The following is a 23709-nucleotide window of genomic DNA, read 5'->3' as shown; positions in this document are numbered from 1 at the left end:
GGCGGACTGACATTCAACATCAATGTTGACTGACATGGCCTCATCGCGAGCAAGCTCGCTCCCACAGGGATTTGTGTTGTCCTGTCGGGCGAGGCTTGCCCGCGATGCTTTTTTGTTTGAAACTCCGCACCTCGTCCCCGCGGCGACCCTGGATCAGCAGACAGGGTAATCACTGAGCTGGCTAACCTGAACCCAATTTTCAGAGGAGCCGGCCAACATGCCTGCGACCCGTACCTGGTTAAAAAATCCCCTCGCGATCTTCACTGCCAATGGCCTCGATGCCCGTGGCGGCCTGGTGCTGCAAGACGGTTTGATCGTCGAAGTGCTCGCCGCCGGCCAGCAACCTTCCGCGCCCTGTGGACAAGTGTTCGATGCCCGCGAGCATGTGATCCTGCCGGGACTGATCAACACCCATCACCACTTCTATCAAACCCTGACCCGCGCCTGGGCGCCGGTGGTCAATCAGCCGTTGTTCCCGTGGCTGAAAACCCTCTACCCGGTCTGGGCCCGCCTCACCCCTGAAAAACTTGCCCTCGCCAGCAAAGTCGCGTTGGCCGAGTTGCTGCTGTCTGGCTGCACCACCGCGGCCGATCACCATTACCTGTTTCCGCAAGGCCTGGAAAATGCGATCGACGTACAAGTCGAGAGCGTCCGCGAACTGGGCATGCGCGCCATGTTGACGCGCGGTTCCATGAGCCTCGGCGAAAAGGACGGCGGCCTGCCGCCGCAGCAGACCGTGCAGGAAGGCGAAGTCATCCTCGCCGACAGCCAACGCTTGATCGCCGAGTACCACGAGCGTGGCGACGGTGCGCAAATCCAGATCGCCCTGGCGCCCTGCTCACCGTTCTCGGTGACCCCGGAAATCATGTCCGCCAGCGCCGAACTGGCGAACAAACTCGACGTGCGCCTGCACACCCATCTGGCCGAAACCCTCGACGAAGAAGACTTCTGCCTGCAACGCTTCGGCCTGCGCACTGTGGATTACCTCGACAGCGTCGGCTGGCTCGGCCCACGCACCTGGCTGGCTCACGGCATCCACTTCAACCCGGACGAAATCGCTCGCCTCGGCGCCGCCGGTACCGGCATTTGCCATTGCCCGAGTTCGAATATGCGTCTGGCTTCCGGCATTTGCCCGACACTGGACCTGACCGCAGCGGGCGCGTTACTGGGCTTGGGCGTGGACGGTTCGGCGTCCAACGATGCATCGAACATGATGCTGGAAACCCGTCAGGCGCTGTACATTCAGCGGCTGCGTTATGGCGCCGAGAAGATCACCCCGGAGTTGGTGCTGGGGTGGGCGACCAAGGGTTCGGCGCAGTTGCTGGGCCGTACCGATATCGGCGAACTGGCGGTGGGCAAGCAGGCGGATCTGGCGCTGTTCAAGCTCGATGAGCTGCGGTTCTCTGGCAGTCATGATCCGGTGTCGGCGTTGCTGCTGTGTGGCGCTGATCGGGCGGATCGGGTGATGGTTGGCGGCAAGTGGCGGGTGATTGATGGGCAGGTTGAAGGGCTGGATTTGAAGGGGTTGATTGCCGATCACAGCCAGGCGGCTCGGCAGCTAATCGCCGGCACCTGACACAACACAATCTAAACCTGTGGGAGCGAGCCGGCTCCGGGCGGCGTTCCGACGAAAGCGGACTGACATTCAACATCTATGTTGACTGATCCGCCCCCTTCGCGAGCAGGCTCGCTCCCACAATGGGTTTTGTGGTGTGTTCAGAGACCGAGCAGCGACAACATGATGAATGTCGCAAACAGCACAAAGTGGGTCATGCCTTCGATGGCATTGGTTTCGCCATCGTTGAGGTTGATTGCGCTGACGATCAGGGTGAGGAAGACCATCACGGTCTGCACCGGGGTCATTGCCATCTGGAACGGCTGGCCGGTGTAGAGCGCCATCGCTTCCATCACCGGCACCGTCAGAATGACCGTCGACAGCGACGCGCCCATGGCGATGTTGACCACCGACTGCATGCGGTTGGCCAGAGCCGCCCGCAACGCGGTCAGAATCTCCGGCGCCGCCGAGATTGCCGCCACCAGGATCGCCGTGATCACCGGCGGTGCGCCCGTCCCCTCCAGGCCCAGGTCGAGGGTCTTGGACATCACTTCGGCCAAGGCGCCGATGACCACCACGCCGAATACCAACGTGCCGATACTCAACACCAGATTGATGGGCTCAGGTTCTTCCTCCGGGACTTTCTTGCGGCGTTTTTCCGGGTAGCTGTAGCTGAAGAAATAACTGTGCGGCCCGACCTGCATGCGCAGGAACAAGGTGTAGAGCACGACCATCGCACCAATGGTGAACGCCGAATAGAGTTTCCAGTTGGCTTCGGGAATGAACTCCGGCACCACCATGGAAACGCCCATGGCGGTGAGAATCATCACGCTGTAGCTGCGCGCCGAGTCGTCGTTGTAGGACTGTTCGCCGTACTTGATCCCACCCATCAACGCGGCCAGGCCGAGGATGCCGTTGATGTCGAGCATCACCGCCGAATAAATCGTGTCGCGTACCAGGGTCGGCGAGGCTTCGTTGCTCATCATGATCGCCAGGATCACCACTTCCACCAGCACGGCGGCCAGGGTCAGGATCATCGTGCCGTAAGGGTCACCGACTTTTTCGGCCAGCAGTTCGGCGTGATGGGCGACGCGCATGGAGGCAACGACGATGAATGCGATCAGCACCAGGCCGGCGGTCAACGCGATGGGCTGGCCGCTGTGCAGCATCCAGTGTTCCAGCGGATAAGCGACGACGGCGGCGAGCAGGGCCAGCAACAGAAACTTTTCTTGCTTGATGAGTGTGAGCATTGCGGGCCTTTTTTTGCCGTGTGAAGCGAAACCAGGGTGATGAGCTACTGACTGTGGGGCGGCACTAACGTTTCGTTACACCTTAGCGCACCAGTGGATGGCAGTTATGCCAAGGCATGCACTTTTATCGGCCTCAAGGGCCACTTCGCGAGCAGGCTCGCTCCCACATTGGAATGCGTTCTCCTGTGGGAGCGAGCCTGCTCGCGAAGGCCGTTACGCAGTTTGGGTATTTGTTGTCTTGTTGGTCAGCAACTTGCATTGGCGTTGCCAACCTCACAACCACATGGAGTTGGAATTCATGCACAAACGTCCGTTGAAGAAGCTGCTTTGCGCCGTCGTCGCGGCCATCGGTCTGAGCGCCAGCCTGACCGCCAGTGCCGCTGACCCGCTGAAAGTCGGCTTCGTCTACATCGGTCCGATTGGTGACCACGGCTGGACGTATCAGCATGAACAGGGGCGCAAAGCGCTGGCGGAAAAATTCGGTGACCAGATCACCACCAACTATGTGGAAAACGTCGCTGAAGGCGCCGACGCAGAGCGGGTGATCCGCAACATGGCCAAGGACAAGTACGACCTGATCTTCACCACCTCTTTCGGTTACATGAACCCGACCCTGAAAGTCGCCAAACAATTTCCCAAGGTGACCTTCGAACACGCCACCGGCTACAAACAGGACAAGAACCTCGGCACTTACCTGGCGCGCACGTATGAAGGGCGCTACGTCGGCGGTTTCCTCGCGGCGAAGATGACCAGGACCAAGAAGATCGGTTACGTCGCGTCCTTCCCGATCCCGGAAGTGATCCGCGACATCAACGCCATTCAACTGGCCCTGAACAAGTACAACCCCGGCACCGAGATCAAGGTGGTGTGGGTCAACTCCTGGTTCGATCCGGGCAAAGAGGCCGATGCCGCCAACGCGTTGATCGATCAGGGTGTGGATGTGGTGTTCCAGCACACCGACAGCCCGGCGCCGATCCAGGCAGCTGAACGTCGCGGCGTGTATGCCGTGGGCTACGCTTCGGACATGGCGCACTTCGGGCCGAAAGCGGTGCTGACGTCCATCGTCAACGACTGGGCGCCGCACTACATTCAGGCGACCCAAAGCGTGCTCGACCACACGTGGAAGTCGCAGGATTACTGGGGTGGATTGAAGGAAGGTACGGTTGAACTGCCGATCAGCGATCTGGTGCCGGCTGCAGTGAAGGTCGAGGCAGAGCAGATCATTGCCGACATCAAAAGCGGTGCTTTCCACCCTTTCACCGGACCGATCAAGGATCAGGCAGGCGTCGAGAAGATTGCGGCGGGCGCGACGGCGAGCAATGCGGAGCTGGCATCGATGAACTACTACGTTGAAGGCATGAAAGCCGACATGCCGAAGTAATTCCCGAGCCATACACAAAACCCTGTGGGAGCGGCGGTGCGGCGATCCGACTTGCTCGCGAAGGCGGTGTGTCAGCCAACATCAATGTTGAATGCTCTGCCGTCTTCGCGAGCAAGTCGGATCGCCGCACCGCCGCTCCCACATTGGACTTTCAGCGTTCTTAAGGACTGCGCATGAACCAGCTCCCGATCATCAATATCGCCCCGCTCTACAGCGATGACGCACACGCTTGGCAATCCATCGCCACGCAAATCGACCGCGCCTGCCGCGAGTGGGGCTTTTTCTATATCGAGGGCCACCCGATCAGCCCGTCGCGCATCGACGCCGTACTCGACAGCGCTCAACGTTTCTTCGCCCTGCCCGTCGCCGAAAAACTCAAGATCGATATCACCCAGACTCGTCACCATCGCGGTTACGGCGCCATCGCCACCGAACAACTCGACCCGAGCAAACCCAGCGACCTGAAAGAAACCTTCGACATGGGCCTGCACCTGCCGGCCGATCACCCTGAAGTGTTGGCAGAAAAACCGCTGCGCGGCCCCAACCGCCATCCGTCGATGCCCGGCTGGGAATCGCTGATGGAGCAGCACTACGTCGACATGCAGGCCCTGGCACAAACCCTGTTACGGGCCATGACCGTGGCGCTGGGCATCGAGCGCGACTTTTTCGACACCCGTTTCGTTGAGCCGGTCAGCGTGCTGCGGATGATTCATTACCCACCGCGCCACACCGCCAGTTCCGAAGAGCAGCAAGGCGCCGGCGCCCACACCGATTACGGCTGCATCACCCTGCTGTATCAGGATGGCGCCGGCGGCCTGCAAGTGCGAAACGTTAAAGGCGAGTGGATCGATGCACCGCCAATCGACGGCACGTTCGTGGTCAACCTCGGCGACATGATGGCGCGCTGGAGCAACGACCGTTACCTGTCGACGCCGCACCGGGTGATCAGCCCGCTGGGCGTGGACCGTTACTCGATGCCGTTCTTCGCCGAGCCGCACCCCGACACGGTCATCGAATGCCTGCCCGGCTGTCAGGATGAACGGCACCCGGCAAAGTATCCGGCCACCACCTGCGCCGAATTCCTGCTCTCGCGCTTCGCCGATACCTACGCCTATCGACGGGAACAGGAAGCGCTGTGATGAACCGGCTGGTCAGGTTTTGCTAATTGTTTCCACGGGCATCTGTAGAATGCTCGCCATCTGCACCTGATGAGAAAAGACTATGTACGACTGGCTGAACGCCCTGCCCAAGGCAGAACTGCACCTGCACCTTGAGGGTTCGCTGGAGCCTGAGTTGCTGTTCGCCCTGGCCGAACGCAACAAGATCGCCCTGCCGTGGAGCGATGTCGAAACCCTGCGCAAGGCCTACGCCTTCAATAACCTGCAAGAATTTCTCGACCTGTATTACCAGGGCGCCGACGTGTTGCGCACTTCTCAGGATTTCTACGACCTGACCTGGGCTTACCTGTTGCGTTGCAAGGCGCAGAACGTGATTCACACCGAACCGTTCTTCGACCCGCAAACCCACACCGACCGTGGCGTGCCGTTCGAAGTGGTGCTCAACGGCATCGCCGCCGCGTTGAAGGATGGCGAGCAGCAACTGGGGATCACCAGCGGTTTGATCCTGAGCTTCCTGCGTCACCTGAGCGAAGAAGAAGCCGAGAAAACCCTCGATCAGGCGCTGCCGTTCCGTGATGCGTTTGTGGCTGTCGGTCTGGACAGTTCGGAAATGGGTCACCCACCGAGCAAGTTCCAGCGCGTGTTTGACCGTGCCCGTCACGAAGGCTTCCTGACCGTCGCCCACGCCGGTGAAGAAGGCCCGCCCGAGTACATCTGGGAAGCCATCGATCTGCTGAAAATCCAGCGCATCGACCATGGCGTGCGCGCCATCGAAGACGAGCGTTTGATGCAGCGGATCATCGACGAGCAAATCCCGTTGACCGTGTGCCCGTTGTCGAACACCAAGCTCTGCGTGTTCGATCACATGTCTCAGCACAACATTCTCGACATGCTCGAGCGTGGCGTGAAAGTGACCGTGAACTCGGATGACCCGGCGTACTTCGGCGGTTATGTCACCGAGAACTTCCACGCGTTGTACACCCATTTGGGCATGACCCAGGATCAGGCCAAGCAATTGGCGCAGAACAGTCTGGATGCACGGTTGGTAAAACCGTAGGACTCACCACATAACCACTGTGGGAGCGAGCCTGCTCGCGAAAGGGAGTGTCAGTCGATGTTGATGCAGCTGACACACCGCTTCGCGAGCAGGCTCGCTCCCACATTTAGATTGGTGTTGCCTCGCTCAACTCTTCCAGCGTCTTGCCCCGGGTCTCCATCCCGAACACCCACACCACCCCCGCCGCAATCGCAAAACACATCGCCCCCAGCGCAAACACCCCGCCCTGCCCGGTCATCGGGAACACCAGCCCGGTTACCATTGGCCCGAGCAACGAACCCACGCGGCCAATCGCCGACGCGAACCCCGAACCCGTGGCCCGCGCCGATGTCGGGTACAACTCCGGCGTGTAGGTGTAAAGCACCGCCCACATGCCGAACAGGAAAAACTGCATCAGCAGCCCCGAGGCAATCAACAGGCTGACATTGCCGCCAAACACTGCGCTCTGACCATACAGAAACGCCATCACCCCGCCGCCGAGCAACGTCACCACGCACACCGGTTTACGCCCCCAACGCTCCACCAGCCAGGCGGCCATCAGGAAACCGGGAATTCCGCCGAGGGAAATCAGCACCGTGTAATACACCGACTGAGTCACGGCAAAACCCGACTGCTGCAGCAAGGCACTGAGCCAGGACGTCAGGCCATAGAAGCCCAGCAAGGCAAAGAACCAGACGCTCCAAATCATCATCGTGCGCTGGCGGTACAGCGGCGACCAGATCTGCCGCAACGCGGAAAAGAAATGGCCCGGCGTACTCGCCACTCTCGGCAGGCGGATCGGCTCAGGCAGATCCGAACGTCCCAGAGATGTCCGGACCCGATCTTCGATGCGCAGCAAGACCTTGTCTGCCACGTCATGGTGCCCGGCCTGTTCCAGCCAGCGCGGTGATTCTGGAATGAAAAAGCGAATCGCCAGGACAAACACTGCCGGCACCGCCAACACCAGGAAGATGTCCCGCCAGCCAATTACCGGCAGCAGGAAGTACGACAGTACGCCGGCGGCGACGAAACCCAGCGGCCAGAAACCGTCCATCAGCGCAATGTAACGCCCGCGCCGTTTGGCAGGAATCAGCTCCGAGAGCATCGACTGAGCAATGGGAAACTCCATGCCCATGCCGATCCCCAACAGGATTCGAAACAACGTCAGCGTTTCGACGTTCTGCGCCGTGGAGCACAGATAACTGGCGATCCCCCACAACACGATGCTCCACTGGAACACCGGTTTGCGGCCGAAGCGGTCGGCCAGCATGCCGGACAGTGACGCCCCCACGACCATGCCAAAAAAACTCGAACTGGCCAGCAATCCGGCCTGCGCCGTGGTCAGGCCAAACTCGGTTTTGATCGAGCCGAGCAGGAAGGTCATCATCGCCAGGTCCATGGAGTCGAAGAAAAACGCCAGGGCAATGATGATGAAAATGATCCGGTGATAACCGCTGATGGGCAGCCGTTCCAGTCGTTCTGCCGCGCTGAAGCCTCGTGTTTCCATGCCACATTCCCCCAATCCGAAAGTCCCCGGAAGAGTGTGCGCGATAGCTGCTGGGGGTTACTGCTGGATGCGACCTGTTCGCAGCTCTGAACGACGCCCGAAGCTTCGGACGTCGATCTCGATGCGTCTACAACGCCATTTCCAGCTCGGTTTCCTTGGCGAATCGATGGATTTCACGCTGCCCCGCGGCGGTGATCTGCAAGGCTCGCGAATCGTTGGGCAGGCTCAGCCAACCTGACTGCATGAACAATTGAAGCAACGCCGCACCCAGTGATCCGCCCATGTGCGGGCGTCTTTCGCTCCAGTCCGGACAAGCGCAGGCGACTCGGCTGTTGCGATGGGCCAGCGCCTGGATGAACACACCCCTCGTCGCCAATTGCGTGGCGCCCTTGTGAGTGATCATGACCCGCTGATCGAACTGTTCGATCCAACCCGCATCCAGCAGGCGCTGGTAAAGATCGGCGGCAAGGGTGCCGCCCAGATGGTCGTCGCAAAGCCTGGCGCGCAAGAGTGACGAAGGCGCCGTCTGAGGTTTGGCGAGGGGGGGCGTGCGCTTGAAAACGTCCGGGACTTCCCGAGGCGTGCTGGCCAGGGTGGCGCTGGCCAGTGCCTCTATCGCGGCACCCACTTCAGGGGCGGCAAGACGGAAGAACCGTTTGCGGCCGCGGAATTCGACTTTCAACAGACCTCCGGCGGACAATCGCCCCAGATGCGCACTGGCCGAAGACGGTGACAGGCCGGCCAACAAGGCCAGCTCTTCGGTTTGCCGCGCCGAGCCGTCCATCAAGGCCCACATCATTGCGCTGCGCTTTGGGTCAGCCAGCAACGTGGCGATCTGGCTGATGCAAGGTGCATGTTCCATGTATTCACTCCCTGTTGAATCGTTTCGTCTACTGCTCAGAGACATCTTGACCAGTAATGTGTCGTCGGCCAAGGCGTGGAAACCGCCATAAACCGGGCAAAGCCGGCCAATCGCACAGGCCATTGCTCGCAGGTTTCGCAAAGCGGCGGCGATTGACCATGGGGCCTGGCTGAATCGGATGTGGACTCGCCATTGCGAGATCGACGGTGCGTACATGAGGCGAGCGCTAGTATAGGCGGGTTAACCGCCGGTTCCTGCCCTTGGGAAACCATTGGTGGTGATAGTTCCTGAGTGAAATTTCGCTATTTGCCTGCGACTAATGATCGGGGCCCGATAACGTCGGAAATTGGCTACTCAACCGGGCGCATCGGCTGGCGAGCATTTCCCGCAAAAGGTTCACCGGCTTACTCAATTGTGCGCGATGGGCGCACAGCAAATTCAGCGGTGCGCGCTCACAGAGCAGTTCCGGCATGAGCACTTGCAATCGACCGGCCAGCACATCGGCCGCGACATCGAGCCAGGATTTGTAGGCGACCCCGGCACCTGCCACGGCCCACAGACGCACGACATCGGCATCATCGCTGAAACGATCGCCGCTGACGGTCAGGCTGACCTCGCGTTTGCCGTCGTGAAAACTCCAATGGTCGTGGACCCGGCTGCCGAGCATGAACAGCAGGCAGTTGTGCTGAGCCAGTTGCTCCAGCTGCCGGGGCTCGCCATGCCGCGCCAGGTAACTCGGGGCGGCGCAGAGAACGCGGCGGTTCTGCGGAGCAATGGGCAGCGCCACCAGGCTTGAGTCTTCCGGCTCGCCGTACCGCAGGGCGATGTCCACCGGTTGGCGGAACAGGTCGGCGATGCGGTCGCCCAACAGCAAACGCACCGTAAGCTTCGGATGCTCTCGCTGAAACTCGTCCAGCCAGGGCAGCAGCAGATTGCGGCCAAAGTCCGAAGGTGCCGACAGCTGCAAAATCCCGCTGACCTGGTCCTGACCGCTGGCCAATAAACGGCGGCCCTCGTCGAGGTTGCTCAAGGCGGCCCGAGCGTATTCGAGAAATCCCTCGCCTTCAGCGGTCAGCCGCAAGCTCCGGGTAGAACGGGCGAGCAACCGGGCGCCGAGCTGCTGTTCGATGCGCTTCAGCGCCGCACTGGCTACCGCGGCCGACATGTCCATCCCGCGCGCCGCCGCTGACAGACTGCCCAGATCCGCCGCCCGGACAAACAACTGCAAGTCATCGAAACGCAGCATTGTTCAGCCTCGATTATCAAAAAAATATTGAAAGAGACTGCTCTTTTAGCGGGTTTTATCTTGCAGAGAAATAGCCAATTATCCGTCCCATCGAATTCACCCTGTTCCCGGAGCCGAACATGTCCCAGCCTTTTACCGCTATCGCCACCCTCATCGCCAAAGCCGGCCAGCAGGATGCCCTCGAACAGCACCTGCGTGCGCTGCTGGAACCGACCCGCGCCGAGGCTGGTTGCGGTCAATACGACTTGCACCAGGACCTCGCCAATCCTCACGCCTTCTACATGATCGAAAAATGGAGCAGTGACGAAGCCCTGCAGGCCCATGACGCCAGCGCGCATATCCAGAACTTCCGCGCCAAGGCTGGCGACTTTCTCGAACACTTCGACCTCAAGCGCCTGCGCTCCATCGTCTGATCTGCCTTCTTTATTACTTCTCAGGAGCCCGTATGAAAGCCATTGCCTACTACGCCTCGTTGCCAATCAGCGACGAAAATTCTCTGCAAGACATCGAACTGCCAGAACCGGTTGCCGGCCCGCGTGACCTGTTGGTGGAAGTCAAAGCCATCTCGGTCAACCCGGTGGACACCAAGGTCCGCCAGAACGTCCAGCCTGAAGCGGGCACGCCGAAAGTGCTGGGCTGGGACGTGGCGGGGGTGGTCAAGGCCGTCGGCAGTGAAGTCACGCTGTTCAAGGCCGGCGACAACGTGTTCTACGCCGGTTCCATCGCCCGTGCGGGCGGCAACAGCGAACTGCACGTGGTCGATGAGCGGATCGTCGGCCATATGCCGAAAACCCTCGGTTTCGCCGAAGCCGCCGCGCTGCCGCTGACCGCTATCACTGCGTGGGAATTGCTCTTCGAACGCCTGCAAGTGCGTGAAGGCAAAACCGATGAAGGCCAGAGCCTTTTGATCGTCGGTGCCGCTGGCGGTGTGGGGTCGATACTCACGCAACTGGCCAGCCAGCTCACCGGGCTGAAAGTCATCGGCACCGCTTCCCGCCCGCAAACCCAGAGCTGGGTTCGTGAACTGGGTGCCGACCTGGTGATCGATCACAGCCAGCCGTTGAGCGAAGAACTCAAACGCGCGGGTGTCGATCAAGTGACTCACGTCGCCAGCCTGACCCAGACCGATCACCACCTGGATCAGTTGGTCGAGGCTTTGGCGCCGCAAGGCAAACTGGCCCTGATCGATGATCCGAAGGCGCTGGACGTGACCAAGCTCAAGCGCAAGAGCCTGTCGCTGCACTGGGAGTTCATGTACACCCGCTCGCTGTTCGAAACCGCAGACATGATCGAGCAGCACAAATTGCTTAACCGCGTGGCCGGGCTGATCGACGCCGGGACGCTGAAAACTACGGTGGGTGAACACTTCGGCACCATCAACGCGGCCAACCTGCGTCGCGCCCACGAACTTCTGGAGAGCGGCAAATCCAGGGGCAAGATTGTGCTTGAAGGATTCTGAAACACATTGACAGACGTGTCGTCCGGTAAAGGACGACACCGTCAGTCAGAGAGTTGACCGTTGTCATAATTGCGATCGTATTCGGGTCTACAATCGAAACCTCTGCGATGCAATCTTTTACATAAGGAGGTCAGCAATGAAGATCCTGATAAAAGAAGTGGCTAAATCCCAGTGGCAGGTCCGCCTGGACCAACATGCTGTGACGTTCCGTAGCGAAGCCGAAGCCCGCGCCTTCACCCGAACCCTTGAAGCGCGCCTGCACGCCCCTCATCAATTTCCCGACCAGCAGCAACGCGCGGCTGGCTGAGTCCGTCCTCAGACCTGGGCTTGCACCAGTGCCCGGGCATTTTGCAAACGCCGGGTGAGCATCGCCACGCTCACCACCAGAATTCCGCACAGGCTGATGACCATGGCCATCGGCATGGCGCTGCCGTCGTGTAAAACGCCTACCAGTGCTGCTGCCCCGGCGGCAACGCTGAATTGCAGGCAACCGAGCATCGCCGACGCACTGCCGGCGCGAGCGCCCTGCCCGTTCATGGCGCAGGCCGAGGCGTTGGGCAGGATGCAACCGAGGCTGGCGATGCAGACAAACAGCGGAATCAGTAATGGCCATAGCTGCGCGGTATGCAGCGAACTGACGGCCAGCAGCGCCAGACCGGCGCCAACGTAGATCCACACGGTGCGCGCCAGCAGAAGCGCCGGGCCACGCTTGGCCAGCAGTCGCGCGTTGAGCTGCGCGACCAGAATGAAGCCCGCCGCGTTGGTGCCGAACAGCCAGCCGAAATGCTCGGGCGGCACGCCATACAGCTTGATGAAAACGAACGGTGAACCGGCGATGTAGGCAAACATCCCGGCGATGGCGATGCCACCGGTCAAGGCGTGGCCGAGGAACACCCGGTCCGACAACAGTCGACCGTACTGACGCAAAGCCCCCGACAACGGTTGACGCGGCACATGGGCCGGCAGACTTTCCGGCAACCCCAGTGCCACGGCCAACCCTGCCAGCGCACTGAAACCGGTCAACACGAGAAAGATCGACTGCCAGCCCGTGGTGTTGACCAACAGCCCACCCAGCATCGGCGCAAGAATCGGCGCCAGGCCCATCACCAGCATCAGCTGCGAAAAGACCTTCGCCGAACCCACCGCATCGCATTTATCGCTGACAATTGCCCTCGCGATCACCATCCCCGCGCACCCGCCCAACGCCTGAACGAAGCGTGCGCCGATCAACCATTCGAGGTTCGGCGCATAGGCGCAGGCCAGGGAGGCCGCGGTGAACAGCCCTACACCGGTCAGCAAGGGAATGCGGCGCCCGAAGCGATCCGCCACCGGGCCGTAAGCCAGCTGACCGATGGACAAGCCCAGGAAATACGCCGCCAGGGTCAGCTGAACGTGTTTTTCATCGGTGCCGAAGGCGAGCGCCATCGCCGGGAAGGCCGGCAGATAGAAATCGATCGCCAGCGGACCGAAGGCGCTCAAGGCGCCAAGAATCAAAATGGAACGGAAATTCATCAGGCATCCAGTTGGACAGGGTCGGCAGCCCAACAGTCTAGCCGCGCATGGCCGCCTTGAACATTCCGTTAGGTCGCTAACTATTAAAAAACACTGGATGAATGCAATTCCATGTGGGATTGCGCTTTGTCTCAGGCAACTTTCACCTCGTAGCCTTCTCCGGTGATCACCGCGATCACCTGCTCCGCCGATAAAGCACTCTCGACACCGACTTCTTTCGCGGCCAGATCGATACGCACGCTGGCCGCAGGATCCTTGGCTTGCAACGCTTGGGTGATGGCTTTGACGCAGTGACCACAGGACATGCCTTGAACGCTGAACACTTGCATGGGATGACTCCTTTCGTGAAGTTGTGTGCAGTCTCGAGCTTGCCATCATGGCAAGGTCAAGTTCTGAAGTGAGCTGCCGGGCTGGCAATCGCCGTCGCGCTCGGCCAAGCTGCGTCCATCAATGACTCGACATCAGGAGATTCAGCCATGCGCTGGTCAGCTCTCAGCCTGTTAGGCTTTCTCAGCCTATTTGCCGCGACACCTTCAGTTCAGGCCGCCGGGGAGGACTATGGCGTACTGATCATTTCCCGCGAGCGCCTGGAAGTCGCGACCTCCTGCGAGATCGGCGTGTACATTCACGATCAGCTGTCGGCGCGGTTGTTCCAGGAACAAAGCACCTCGTTCAACCTGCCGCCGGGCAATGTGTCCTTGCGCCTGAAGCTGCTGCCGGGCCAGGCGCCGGGTTGCAATCCGGGCATGCTCGCACCGGGTTCGCAGAACATCACGCTCAAGGCCGGTGACGTGCTGAAGTTCCGGATTGCGATGACGCAGGAAGGGATGTACCTCAAGCCTGCGGCCCTGGACTACTGATCGCCACATCGATCGTTCCTACGCTCTGCGTGGGAACGATCAATCGTTGATCTGAGACATGGCGCTTGACCTTGCCCGCATGGCAAGGTTGATCCTGTAGTCATCTTCTACAGGGAGCGTGACCGATGTCCGAATCCACCACTTTCGATCTGCCGATTGCCGGCATGACCTGCGCCAGTTGCGCCGGGCGTGTCGAGCGTGCCTTGAGCAAAGTCATCGGCGCCTCTGCCGTCAGCGTCAACCTGGCCACCGAACAGGCCCGGGTTCAAGCGCCCAGCGACAGCCTGCCGGCCTTGATGGACGCCGTGCAGCAGGCGGGTTACAGCGTGCCGCAACAGAGTCTGGAATTGAGCATCGACGGCATGACCTGCGCCTCTTGCGTCGGCCGGGTCGAACGAGCGCTGGCCAAGGTGCCGGGGGTCAAGAGCGTCAGCGTCAACCTGGCCAATGAACGCGCCCACCTTGAGCTGCTCGGCCAGATCGATCCGCAAACCCTGATCGGCGCAGTGACCAAGGCGGGCTATAACGCCAGCGTCTGGGAAGTCGAACACCCGCAAACCGATAATCAACAACAACGCCTGCACCGCGAGCGTTGGGCCTTGATCATGGCGATCGTCCTCGCCTCGCCGCTGGTGCTGCCAATGCTGCTGCAACCGTTCGGTGTGCACTGGATGCTCCCGGCCTGGGTACAATTCGCGTTGGCCACGCCGGTGCAATTCATCTTCGGTGCGCGCTTTTACGTCGCGGCCTGGAAAGCCGTGCGCGCCGGTGCGGGCAACATGGACTTGCTGGTCGCGTTGGGCACCAGCGCCGGTTATGGCTTGAGTCTCTATGAATGGGCCACCGCCGCCGGGCGCATGCCGCACCTGTATTTCGAAGCCTCGGCGGTGGTGATTGCCTTGGTGCTGCTGGGCAAATACCTGGAAAGCCGCGCCAAACGCCAGACCGCCAGTGCCATTCGCGCGCTCGAAGCCTTGCGCCCGGAGCGGGCGATTCAGGTGATCGACGGCCGCGAGCAGGATGTCGCCATCAGCGCCTTGCGCCTCAATGATCTGGTGATGGTCAAACCCGGCGAACGCTTCCCGGTGGACGGTGAAGTGGTCGAAGGCCAGAGCCACGCCGACGAAGCGCTGATCAGCGGCGAAAGCCTGCCGGTGCCCAAACAACCCGGCGACAAGGTCACCGGCGGCGCGATCAATGGCGAAGGCCGGTTGCTCGTTCGCACCCTGGCCTTGGGCGCGGAAACCGTGCTCGCCCGCATCATCCGCCTGGTCGAAGACGCTCAAGCGGCGAAGGCGCCGATCCAGAAACTGGTGGATAAAGTCAGTCAGGTGTTTGTCCCTGCGGTCCTGCTGATTGCGTTGGCAACCTTGATCGGTTGGTGGTTGTACGGCGCGCCCATGGAAACGGCGCTGATCAATGCCGTGGCGGTATTGGTAATCGCTTGCCCATGCGCCCTGGGGTTGGCCACGCCAACGGCAATCATGGCCGGCACCGGGGTGGCGGCGCGCTACGGGATTCTGATCAAGGACGCCGAAGCGTTGGAGCGTGCCCATGAAGTCAGTGCGGTGGTCTTCGACAAGACTGGCACGCTGACTTCGGGTACTCCGCGCATCGCTCATTTGAGCGCAATCAACAATGACGAAGCGGCATTGCTGCAAATGGCCGGCGCCCTGCAACGCGGCAGTGAACATCCACTGGCCAAGGCGGTTCTGGACGCTTGCGCCGAACGCGGTTTGACGGTGGCCGATGTCAGCGACAGCCAGTCCCTGACCGGCCGTGGCATCGCGGGCACTCTCGACGGTCGTCGATTGGCGTTGGGCAATCGTCGTCTCCTGGAAGAGAGCGGCTTGAGCGCAGGTGAATGGGCTGAGTCTGCTGCCGCGTGGGAAACCGAAGGCCGGACCCTGTCCTGGCTGATCGAGCAAAGCTCCGAGCCACGAGTATTGGGCCTCTTCGCTTTCGGCGACACCCTCAAACCCGGCGCGCTGCAAGCCGTGCAACAACTCAGCGCACGCAACATCAGCAGCCACCTGCTGACCGGCGATAATCGCGGCAGTGCCAAAGTGGTTGCCGAGGCGCTGGGCATCAAGGATGTCCACGCCGAAGTACTGCCGGCGGACAAAGCCGCCACCGTCGCCACACTCAAGAAAACCGGCGTCGTGGCCATGGTCGGCGACGGCATCAACGACGCACCCGCCCTGGCCGCCGCCGACATCGGCATCGCCATGGGCGGTGGCACCGACGTTGCGATGCACGCGGCCGGGATCACCCTGATGCGCGGCGACCCACGGCTGGTACCGGCGGCGCTGGAGATCAGCCGCAAGACTTACGCGAAGATTCGTCAGAACCTGTTCTGGGCCTTCGTCTACAACCTGATCGGCATTCCGCTGGCAGCCTTCGGTTTCCTCAACCCGGTGCTGGCCGGTGCGGCCATGGCGTTGTCGAGCGTCAGCGTGGTAAGCAATGCGTTACTGTTGAAAACCTGGAAACCCAAGGATCTGGAGGACAACCGATGAACATCGGCCAAGCGGCCCGCCAAAGCGGCCTGAGCGCGAAGATGATCCGTTATTACGAATCCATCGGCTTGCTCAAGGCCGCCCATCGTACCGACAGCGGCTATCGGGTGTACGGCGACGACGACCTGCACACCCTGGCGTTCATCAAGCGCTCCCGGGACCTGGGGTTCTCACTGGAAGAGGTCGGCAAACTGCTGGCCCTTTGGCAGGACCGCCAAAGAGCCAGCGCCGATGTGAAGGCCTTGGCCCGTCAGCACATCGACGAGCTGAACCAGAAAATCCGCGAACTCGGCCAACTGCGCGACACCCTGCAGGACCTGGTCGAACACTGCCACGGTGATCACCGTCCCGACTGCCCGATCCTCAAGAACCTGGAGTCGGGCTGTTGCGCACAACCCGCTCGCCCCTGATTGCCAGCCCCTTCACCACCAACAAGGTGGTGAGGGGTATCCCGTGGAACAACAGCACCACGGCACCCGGCGCCCACCACGAATAGAACGGCGCGGCGATCAGCATGCCGACGCCGAACCCGGTCATCTGCAACAGCGTCAGGAAGCTGAAAATCGGCAGGCGCAGGCTGTCCGGTTCACGCTGCAGGCGCGACATCAGGCCGACTTCCGAGAACCCGTCGCCCAATCCCGCCGGCAGCGAAAACAACAGCAGCCCGTAAAGGGTCTGCTGCTGAAACATCAGAATGAAGCCGCAGGACATCAGCAACACACCAAAGAAAAATCGCCGCTCCAGGTTCACGTTATCCGAGCCTTTCAGCCGGCTGGCGATGCGCGCGCCAATGAGTTTTCCGCTGGCCCAGACCGCCAGCATCAGACCCAGCGTGGTGCTGGCGGACTCGGGCGTCAGCAGTTTGGAAATAATCGGAAAACCCACGTTGTGCGCGGCACTGCCAAGGGTGTCGGCCATGGCCACCGCGAGCATCGCCGCCACCACCGGTGTGCTGCGCAGTCCCTGGAGCAGGGCTGCCCATTCACCACGTTCGTAATTAGGTTCGGCGCTGGGCGCAGGTTTTGAGAAGCGCAGCGGCAAGATGAACAACGCGGCCAGCAGATAAGTGACCACGTTCAATGCAAACACCGTTTCAAAGCCGAATGCCGCCACTAAAAGCCCCGACACCAGACTTCCACCGACCATAGCGGCCGACGACGCCGAGGTGATCCAGGCGTTGGTCTTGAGCAAATGCTCTGCCTCGATTAAATGTGGCAATTGGCTGTTGAGGCCGATGGCGAACATCGAGTTGCCGAATCCCAGACCGAAAGCGATCACCGGTAACAGCAGCATCTGCTGGGTAACCGGCAGCACCAGCAGCAGGCCCAGCAGCCCGGCGCGTAACAGGTCGTAGGCAATCAGCGGCAGGCGCCCGGCCCAGCGGCGATAAAACGTCGTACCGATTAGGCTGGCGAATACTCCACCCGCCACGCGGCTGGCGAGAAAGATCCCGACACTCATGGCGCTGTTGCTGAGCAAGTAGACGTAGGTGGCCAGGGCGACCATGTTGAGGAAGGCACCGAAGTCCGAGACCAGACGGGCGGTGATGATCAGTTGGGCGTTGCGGGTGGATGCGGTGTTCACATTCAATCCTTGAGTGTGGTTTTGGGCCGGTGGCAGTAGACGCGATTTTGTGTGGATCTGGAAACCACCCCTCACCCTAACCCTCTCCCCATGTTTGTACCGGACACATGGTGGACACATGTTCGGGGACATGGTGGACGTCTTCAAAGCCGCTTTCCTGATACAACGGTCTGCAAGCTCAAGTCAATTTTGGCAATGCGATGTCTGCTCCAATAGATGTCGTAGATGCCATCCTCGGTCGTTTCTCTGATGGCTATGTGCTCGCCGATGAAGGCCTTTCCAATCGCATACTTGCGGCTTTTCCAGTACATCTCGCCATTGGCCTGAACCTTTCTGATCAAATCCCCTTCGGCGTACTCCAGTGCTTGCCGATGCTCCTGGTATTCACGAGGACTACAGCTGTAGCGAGTCGCTGGAACCTCCATTTCCAATGCTTGATGGGGGCGTTTCTGGTTGTAGATATCGCGCCAGATATCGAAGGCGTTCTGTGCCCCAAGCAGGTCGATGAAGCACTGACCTTGCAAAACTTCAGCCTTGAGGCTGCGGTGAAAACGCTCAAGCTTGCCCTGAGTCTGCGGGTGATAAGGCCTGGAGTGGCCCACTCGGATGCCCTGGCTCATCAGCCAGACCTCTAACGCGGTATAAACCCCGCTCTGATCGCCCCACGGTGCACCGTTATCCATGGTCATGCGCATCGGCAAGCCGTAGCGCCGAAACACGTGGATAAGCTGCTCCTGCACGGTCTGACGCTGCTCGTTGCCACAGGCCGCGATGCACAGCGAGAACCGCGAATGGTCGTCCAATACCGTCAAGGGATGGCAGCGACCATGGCGCATGCCGACATGTCCCTTGAAGTCCATCTGCCAAAGATCGTTGGGGGCTTCATGCTCAAATCGGATAAAGGGTTTGGTATTTGCCGCCTGCGGGTCGATTCGCGAATTACGCTGCAAAATCGCATGCACCGTGCTGACGGCGGGCATCAAATACCCCTCATCCTCCAGATTGCGTTTGAGCTTGCGGGCGCCCCAGGCCGTGTGCTCCACCCCCAAGGCCAGAATCTGCTTTTCAACCGTATCAGCGCAGCGTTTGGGTGAATGTTTTGGGCGCCGAGACTGGTCGTGCAAGCCGTCTGCACCAGAGGTTTCGAACCGGCCAAGCCATTTGTATCCGGTGCTTGGGCTGATATGAAAGCGTCGGCAGAGTTGTCGGATATTGGCCCCTTCTTGCCGAGCTAACAGTACAAATTCGGAACGAAGCTGCATGGTGGACACCTCTTCCCAAGACACAAACCATCTCCTTTCAGATGAGCAATGTGTCTATTTAAAAGTGTCCACCATGTCTCCGAACACCTGTCCACCATGTGTCCGGTACAAACACCCCAGAGGGTAGAGGGGACTGACCGAGGTGAATTTCGAGGTACATCGACCTGAGATTCCGAGTCGAACTCAGGTTTTGGACTGCTCGCGATCGGCTCCCTTTCCCCCTCTCCCCCGTGGGGAGAGGGCTGGGGTGAGGGGTCGATCCACATGACACACCACCGAAGTCCAGCAAACACAAAAAACCCGGCCGAAGCCGGGTTTTTCGTTAACCGATCACTGCATCCAAGGCGGAGGCGGCTCTTCGGTTTTGCCCGGTGGCGCGTCATCTGCCGCGCGCACCGCTTGCTTGCGCTCTTCATCAAGGCGTGCGGCCTCGATCTCGCGCATGATCCCGCCAACGTCAGCCAACTCTTCCGGCTCGTCGAACTCGCCGGTCAAGATGCTGGCCGGGTGCAAGGTGCCGGCTTCGAACAGGGCCCACATTTCCTTGGCGTACTTGGTCTTTTTCAACTCCGGCGCAAACCGCCCGAAGTAGGACGCCATGTTGCCAACATCACGCTCCAGCATGCTGAACGCGTGGTTGTTGCCCGCTGCGTCGACCGCTTGCGGCAGGTCGATGATCACCGGGCCGGTCGGGGTCAGCAGTACGTTGAACTCCGACAGGTCACCGTGCACCAGACCGGTACACAACATCAGCACGATCTGCGAAATCAGGAACGCGTGATACTCGCGCGCCTGATCCGGTTCCAGCACCACGTCGTTCAGACGCGGCGCGGCATCACCGTACTCATCGGCCACCAGTTCCATCAACAGCACGCCTTCAAGGAAGTCGTAAGGCTGAGGGACCCGCACGCCAGCACCGGCCAGACGGAACAATGCCGCCACTTCGGCATTCTGCCAGGCGTCTTCGGTTTCTTTCTTGCCAAACTTGGAGCCCTTGGCCATCGCACGAGCCTGACGGCTGTTGCGCACCTTGCGGCCTTCCTGATACTCGGCCGCCTGACGGAAACTGCGTTTATTCGCCTCCTTGTAGACCTTCGCGCAACGTAACTCGTTGCCGCAGCGCACCACATAAACAGCTGCTTCTTTACCACTCATGAGTGGGCGCAGCACCTCGTCGACCAGACCGTCCTCGATCAGGGGTTCAATGCGTTTTGGAGTCTTCATCAGCTTTTATTGGGGGTCCTTTATTACCAAACACGCGAAAGTCATTCGTTATACGGCAATCCACTCATTCGGGGGAGGGGTTGCCGACCTATGAACGTCCTGTGACCGTCAACAAGCACACAATGTGCCGGATTAATCGGTCAACAACCGCCGGTCGTCATCGGCCGCCACAGATCATAGCTGACCCTGCGTCACTTGTTGCTGAAGGGCTAAGCGGGTATTTGCGACAGAAGCTGACATCTCGATTCATACCCTTCGTAGGATTTTTCTTAATAGGCCTCAATTTCCGCCTCGGCTAGCCGAAGTCATCAGAGACAAAGTGATTTGTCCGACAATCGTTTCGGCAACAACAACGATGGCGCAATCACGGAACCGGGTCGATCAAAAACGTTTACGGCTACCAATAATCCGCGAGTCATCTGCACTGCGTGGGCCTACAAGAAAAATCTGGAGCGCGGATGAACATCAAACAGAAGTTGACCTGGGCGTTTGCAATCATCGCCTGCTTGCCGGTGGTGCTGGTCGCTACCCTGGTTGTGCTGAACTTGCGTAGTGATGCCAAGGACAGTTTCGTCGACGGCAGTGGCCGCGAGATTCGTCAGGTCAGCAACGCCATGCAACTGTTCTTTGACGGCATCAGCCAGAACGTGGATTACCTGGCGACCCAACCGCTGATCAAGAATTCCGACGACAGCCTCAAGACCTACATGAGCGCCAACGCCGAGAGCATTCCCCAAGGCGAGATGGACAAGAAGGTCTTCGGCCTCCTTCAGGACCTGGGTAACAGTCACCCGTCCTACGCCTATGCCATCCTCGGCACCGCGGCGGGCGGTTATGTGTCCTGGCCGGACGATGCGAAGCTGAGCAATTACGACCCGCGCCAACGCCCCTGGTACAAGGCTGCCCAGGCCAAACCGGGCAAGCCGTTCCGCACTGAGGCCTATTACTGGGCCCAGGACGACGCGACGTACGTCAGTACCGTGCGCACCATCGACAACAAATTGGGCACCCATGGCGGCGTGGTCAGCATCGACGTGACGCTCAAGCAGCTCACCGAAATCGTCAAACAGATCAAGCTCGGTGAAACCGGTTACCTGATGCTGCTGGAAAACACCGGCACGGTGCTGGTCGATCCGAAGCAACCGGAACACAACTTTAAAGCGCTGAGCAGCCTCGGCGACGGCTACGCGCAACTGGCCAAGGCCGGCAAAGGGCTGGTGGAAGTCGAGTTGAACGGCGAACGCTACATGGCCAACGTCTGGCCGTCGGAGCAGCTGGGCTGGACCTTTATCGGCCTGATCAAGCAGACCGACGTGATGAGTTCGGCAACCCAACTGACCTGGCTGATCGCGATCATCGCCGCCGTGCTGGCCGTGTTCTTCGCCATCGTCGGCGCCAGTTTCGCCAGCCTTATCGTGCGGCCGATCCGCAGCGTGGCCAGCGGTCTGGAAGGCATCGCCCAAGGTGAAGGCGACCTGACCAAGAACCTGCAAATCCGTGGCAGCGACGAAACCGCGCAACTGGCCAACTGGTTCAACCAGTTTTTGGCAGCGATTCGCAACCTGATTCAGAGCATTGGCGGCGCCGCGACCAAGATCCTCGCCACCTCCAAGAGTTCGACCCAGGTCTCCAGCGACATGGCCGAAGCCGCCGGGCGTCAGCGTGAAGCGGTGGACATGGTCTCCACGGCGTTCCACGAAATGGTCGCCACCGCCAACGAAGTCGCGCGCTCTTGCAGCCAGGCAGCGGAATCGGCTGACAGCGGCCAGCGTCAGGCGCGTGAAGGTCAGCAGCAGATTGATGCGGCCGTGACCAGCGTTGATCGCTTGAGCCAGGAAATCGAACAGTCGGCCCAGTCGATGCAACAGCTTGAGCGCGACAGCAACGACATTCAGTCAATCCTCGGGACCATTCGCTCGATTGCCGAACAGACCAACCTGCTGGCGCTGAACGCGGCCATCGAAGCAGCGCGGGCCGGTGAACAGGGTCGTGGGTTTGCGGTGGTGGCCGATGAAGTTCGGGCGCTGGCCAAACGCACGGCGGATTCCACGGCGGAAATCGACGGCTTGCTGGGCAACCTCGCCAAACGTACCAGTCAGGTGACTCAGCAAATGCACGCCAGCTTGGAAGTGTCCCAGCAATCGGTGACGCGGATCGGTGAAGCACGCAGCAGCTTCGGGCTGATTCGGGAATCGGTCGACGTGATCCGCGACATGAACACCCAGATCGCTACCGCGGCGGAAGAACAGCATCAGGTGGCTGAAGACATCAATCGACACATCAGCCAGATTCATGGTGATGCGCAATTGGTGGCGGAACTGGCGAACTCGGCGCGGCTGGATTCGCAGAGTCTGGCGGGGTTGTCGAATGAGCTGGATGGGTTGGTTCGGCGGTTCAGAACCTGATCCTGAATCCCGGTGGCCGCTATGCGGCCAATCGTCGGAACGCCGCCCGGAGCCGGCTCGCTCCCACAAGGACACTGCAAAACCCTGTGGGAGCGAGCCTGCTCGCGAAGAGGTCGTCACTGCTTGAACAATTCTCCCGGGGTAAACCCAAACAGGCTTTTGAACGCCGCAATAAACGCCGAAGTCGAGTCATACCCGCAAGACAGCGCGGCATTGGTCACGCTGTCCCCCTCCTCCAGCAAACTCAACGACGACAGCAACCGCATCCGCTGGCGCCACCCTCGAAAGCTCAACCCGGTTTCACGCTGGAATAACCGCATCAAGGTCTTCTCCGACGTCCCCAACCGCTCGGCCCACGCCTGCAAGGTCACATTGCGCTCAGGGCTTTCGATCAGCTCGTTGCACAACCCCAGCAACCGTTCATGGCGCGGTAACGGTAGCGAGAAGCCAACCTCCGGCAGATGCGCCAACTGATCCAGCAGTACACTCACCAGCCGCGATTCCTGGCTGTCGCCCTGTGGATATTCAACCGGCAGCAAACAAAAACTCTTGATCAGCTCCCGGGCCAACGGCGTCACTTCCAGCACCCGGCAACGCCCGTCCGCCCATTCACAATCCTCGCGGCGCACATAGAGGCTGCGCATTTCGGCGCGCATCGAGGTCACCACTTGGTGTTCAAGATCCGCCGGAATCCAGATGCCCCACTGCGGCGGCGCAAAGAAACTGCCTTCGGCGGTGTGCACGCCGAGAACACCGCTGATCGCGTAGGAAAACTGCACCCAATCGTGCCGATGTGGCGGCGTCCATGAACCGGCGTTGAGACTTTCCGCACGGGCATACAGCGGACGCGGCAGCGCCGTCAGCGTCGGAATCGTCCGTTCGAGGGAAAGTTGTCCGTTAGTCGGCATTGTTTGGCCTTATGTCGCAAG

At 60.4% G+C, this 23709-nt stretch carries 21 protein-coding genes and 1 pseudogene; 12 read left to right on the top strand and 10 right to left on the bottom strand.

The genetic code is table 11. The features are described from left to right. Positions 1-217: 217 nt before the first annotated feature. Positions 218-1576, top strand: coding sequence for an 8-oxoguanine deaminase (locus QFX16_RS03395; RefSeq protein WP_008156510.1), 1359 nt, complete (start codon positions 218-220; stop codon positions 1574-1576). A 140-nt stretch (positions 1577-1716) separates the two neighbouring features. On the opposite strand, the gene QFX16_RS03390 is transcribed toward QFX16_RS03395, so the two are convergent. Next, positions 1717-2805: a calcium:cation antiporter gene (locus tag QFX16_RS03390; RefSeq protein ID WP_283182835.1), complete on the bottom strand. Its 1089-nt coding sequence runs from the start codon at positions 2803-2805 to the stop codon at positions 1717-1719. A 298-nt stretch (positions 2806-3103) separates the two neighbouring features. Between QFX16_RS03390 and QFX16_RS03385 the strand changes: the two genes are divergently transcribed. From QFX16_RS03385 to QFX16_RS03375, 3 genes are all read left to right on the top strand, one after another. Beyond that, the gene (locus tag QFX16_RS03385; RefSeq protein ID WP_283182834.1) at positions 3104-4186 is read left to right on the top strand and encodes a BMP family ABC transporter substrate-binding protein; all 1083 of its coding nucleotides are present in this window, start codon (positions 3104-3106) and stop codon (positions 4184-4186) included. A gap of 173 nt (positions 4187-4359) precedes the next feature. Then, on the top strand, positions 4360-5325 hold the full coding sequence (locus tag QFX16_RS03380; RefSeq protein WP_283182833.1) for a 2-oxoglutarate and iron-dependent oxygenase domain-containing protein: 966 nt from the start codon (positions 4360-4362) through the stop codon (positions 5323-5325). Between the two features lie 82 nt (positions 5326-5407). Further along, positions 5408-6361 carry an adenosine deaminase gene (locus tag QFX16_RS03375; RefSeq protein ID WP_283182832.1) on the top strand — a complete coding sequence of 318 codons (954 nt, stop codon included), beginning with the start codon at positions 5408-5410 and terminating at the stop codon, positions 6359-6361. Between the two features lie 106 nt (positions 6362-6467). On the opposite strand, the gene QFX16_RS03370 is transcribed toward QFX16_RS03375, so the two are convergent. The 3 genes from QFX16_RS03370 to vimR all read right to left on the bottom strand — a co-directional run bounded on the left by QFX16_RS03370 (position 6468) and on the right by vimR (position 9955). Continuing rightward, positions 6468-7847, bottom strand: a complete 1380-nt coding sequence (locus QFX16_RS03370; RefSeq protein WP_283182831.1) for an MFS transporter — start codon at positions 7845-7847, stop codon at positions 6468-6470. 127 nt (positions 7848-7974) lie between these two features. Next, entirely contained in the window at positions 7975-8709 is a 735-nt protein-coding gene (locus QFX16_RS03365; RefSeq protein WP_095127278.1) for an ArsR/SmtB family transcription factor, read from the bottom strand. Positions 8710-9025: 316 nt separating this feature from the next. Continuing rightward, positions 9026-9955, bottom strand: a complete 930-nt coding sequence (gene vimR / locus QFX16_RS03360; RefSeq protein WP_283182830.1) for a transcription regulator VimR — start codon at positions 9953-9955, stop codon at positions 9026-9028. Positions 9956-10074: 119 nt separating this feature from the next. Here vimR and QFX16_RS03355 point away from each other — a divergent pair, with 119 nt between their 5' ends. The 3 genes from QFX16_RS03355 to QFX16_RS03345 all read left to right on the top strand — a co-directional run bounded on the left by QFX16_RS03355 (position 10075) and on the right by QFX16_RS03345 (position 11721). Further along, a complete protein-coding gene (locus QFX16_RS03355; RefSeq protein ID WP_134421269.1) occupies positions 10075-10368 on the top strand; it encodes a putative quinol monooxygenase in 294 nt (97 codons plus the stop codon). 32 nt (positions 10369-10400) lie between these two features. Continuing rightward, positions 10401-11414 (top strand): zinc-binding alcohol dehydrogenase family protein, encoded by a 1014-nt coding sequence (locus QFX16_RS03350; protein WP_283182829.1) that lies wholly within the window; start codon positions 10401-10403, stop codon positions 11412-11414. A gap of 136 nt (positions 11415-11550) precedes the next feature. Beyond that, positions 11551-11721, top strand: coding sequence for a hypothetical protein (locus QFX16_RS03345; RefSeq protein ID WP_176471512.1), 171 nt, complete (start codon positions 11551-11553; stop codon positions 11719-11721). 8 nt (positions 11722-11729) lie between these two features. Here the strand turns inward: QFX16_RS03345 and QFX16_RS03340 are convergent, their stop codons facing one another. Both QFX16_RS03340 and QFX16_RS03335 read right to left on the bottom strand, forming a co-directional pair. Further along, entirely contained in the window at positions 11730-12926 is a 1197-nt protein-coding gene (locus QFX16_RS03340; protein WP_283182828.1) for a multidrug effflux MFS transporter, read from the bottom strand. A gap of 131 nt (positions 12927-13057) precedes the next feature. After that, the gene (locus QFX16_RS03335) at positions 13058-13255 is read right to left on the bottom strand and encodes a heavy-metal-associated domain-containing protein (protein ID WP_283182827.1); all 198 of its coding nucleotides are present in this window, start codon (positions 13253-13255) and stop codon (positions 13058-13060) included. Between the two features lie 147 nt (positions 13256-13402). On the opposite strand from QFX16_RS03335, the gene QFX16_RS03330 reads away from it, so the two are divergent. The 3 genes from QFX16_RS03330 to cueR all read left to right on the top strand — a co-directional run bounded on the left by QFX16_RS03330 (position 13403) and on the right by cueR (position 16715). Further along, the gene (locus QFX16_RS03330; protein WP_283182826.1) at positions 13403-13786 is read left to right on the top strand and encodes a hypothetical protein; all 384 of its coding nucleotides are present in this window, start codon (positions 13403-13405) and stop codon (positions 13784-13786) included. 125 nt (positions 13787-13911) lie between these two features. Next, on the top strand, positions 13912-16305 hold the full coding sequence (locus tag QFX16_RS03325; RefSeq protein WP_283182825.1) for a heavy metal translocating P-type ATPase: 2394 nt from the start codon (positions 13912-13914) through the stop codon (positions 16303-16305). Next, on the top strand, positions 16302-16715 hold the full coding sequence (cueR, locus tag QFX16_RS03320; RefSeq protein ID WP_283182824.1) for a Cu(I)-responsive transcriptional regulator: 414 nt from the start codon (positions 16302-16304) through the stop codon (positions 16713-16715). The genes QFX16_RS03325 and cueR overlap by 4 nt, the downstream gene beginning before the upstream one ends. Here the strand turns inward: cueR and QFX16_RS03315 are convergent. The 3 genes from QFX16_RS03315 to QFX16_RS03305 form a co-directional block, all read right to left on the bottom strand. Further along, complete coding sequence (locus tag QFX16_RS03315) at positions 16669-17889, bottom strand: MFS transporter (RefSeq protein WP_283182823.1); 1221 nt, start codon at positions 17887-17889, stop codon at positions 16669-16671. The genes cueR and QFX16_RS03315 overlap by 47 nt on opposite strands. A 143-nt stretch (positions 17890-18032) precedes the next feature. Further along, positions 18033-19175, bottom strand: coding sequence for an IS481 family transposase (locus QFX16_RS03310; protein ID WP_439900100.1), 1143 nt, complete (start codon positions 19173-19175; stop codon positions 18033-18035). A gap of 306 nt (positions 19176-19481) precedes the next feature. Further along, entirely contained in the window at positions 19482-20375 is an 894-nt protein-coding gene (locus QFX16_RS03305) for a PA4780 family RIO1-like protein kinase (protein ID WP_129438758.1), read from the bottom strand. A 458-nt stretch (positions 20376-20833) separates the two neighbouring features. Between QFX16_RS03305 and QFX16_RS29655 the strand changes: the two are divergent. Both QFX16_RS29655 and QFX16_RS29650 read left to right on the top strand, forming a co-directional pair. Next, positions 20834-21922: pseudogene (locus tag QFX16_RS29655) on the top strand (cache domain-containing protein); the annotation flags it as partial. Positions 21923-22012: 90 nt separating this feature from the next. After that, on the top strand, positions 22013-22780 hold the full coding sequence (locus QFX16_RS29650) for a methyl-accepting chemotaxis protein (RefSeq protein WP_371916927.1): 768 nt from the start codon (positions 22013-22015) through the stop codon (positions 22778-22780). Positions 22781-22896: 116 nt separating this feature from the next. Here the strand turns inward: QFX16_RS29650 and QFX16_RS03295 are convergent, their stop codons facing one another. Further along, positions 22897-23688 carry an AraC family transcriptional regulator gene (locus QFX16_RS03295; protein ID WP_150656532.1) on the bottom strand — a complete coding sequence of 264 codons (792 nt, stop codon included), beginning with the start codon at positions 23686-23688 and terminating at the stop codon, positions 22897-22899. Between the last annotated feature and the right edge of the window lie 21 nt (positions 23689-23709).

The sequence above is a fragment of the Pseudomonas svalbardensis genome (assembly GCF_030053115.1).
GTDB lineage: Bacteria > Pseudomonadota > Gammaproteobacteria > Pseudomonadales > Pseudomonadaceae > Aquipseudomonas > Aquipseudomonas svalbardensis.
This window is presented reverse-complemented; position numbering and strand designations above follow the sequence as displayed.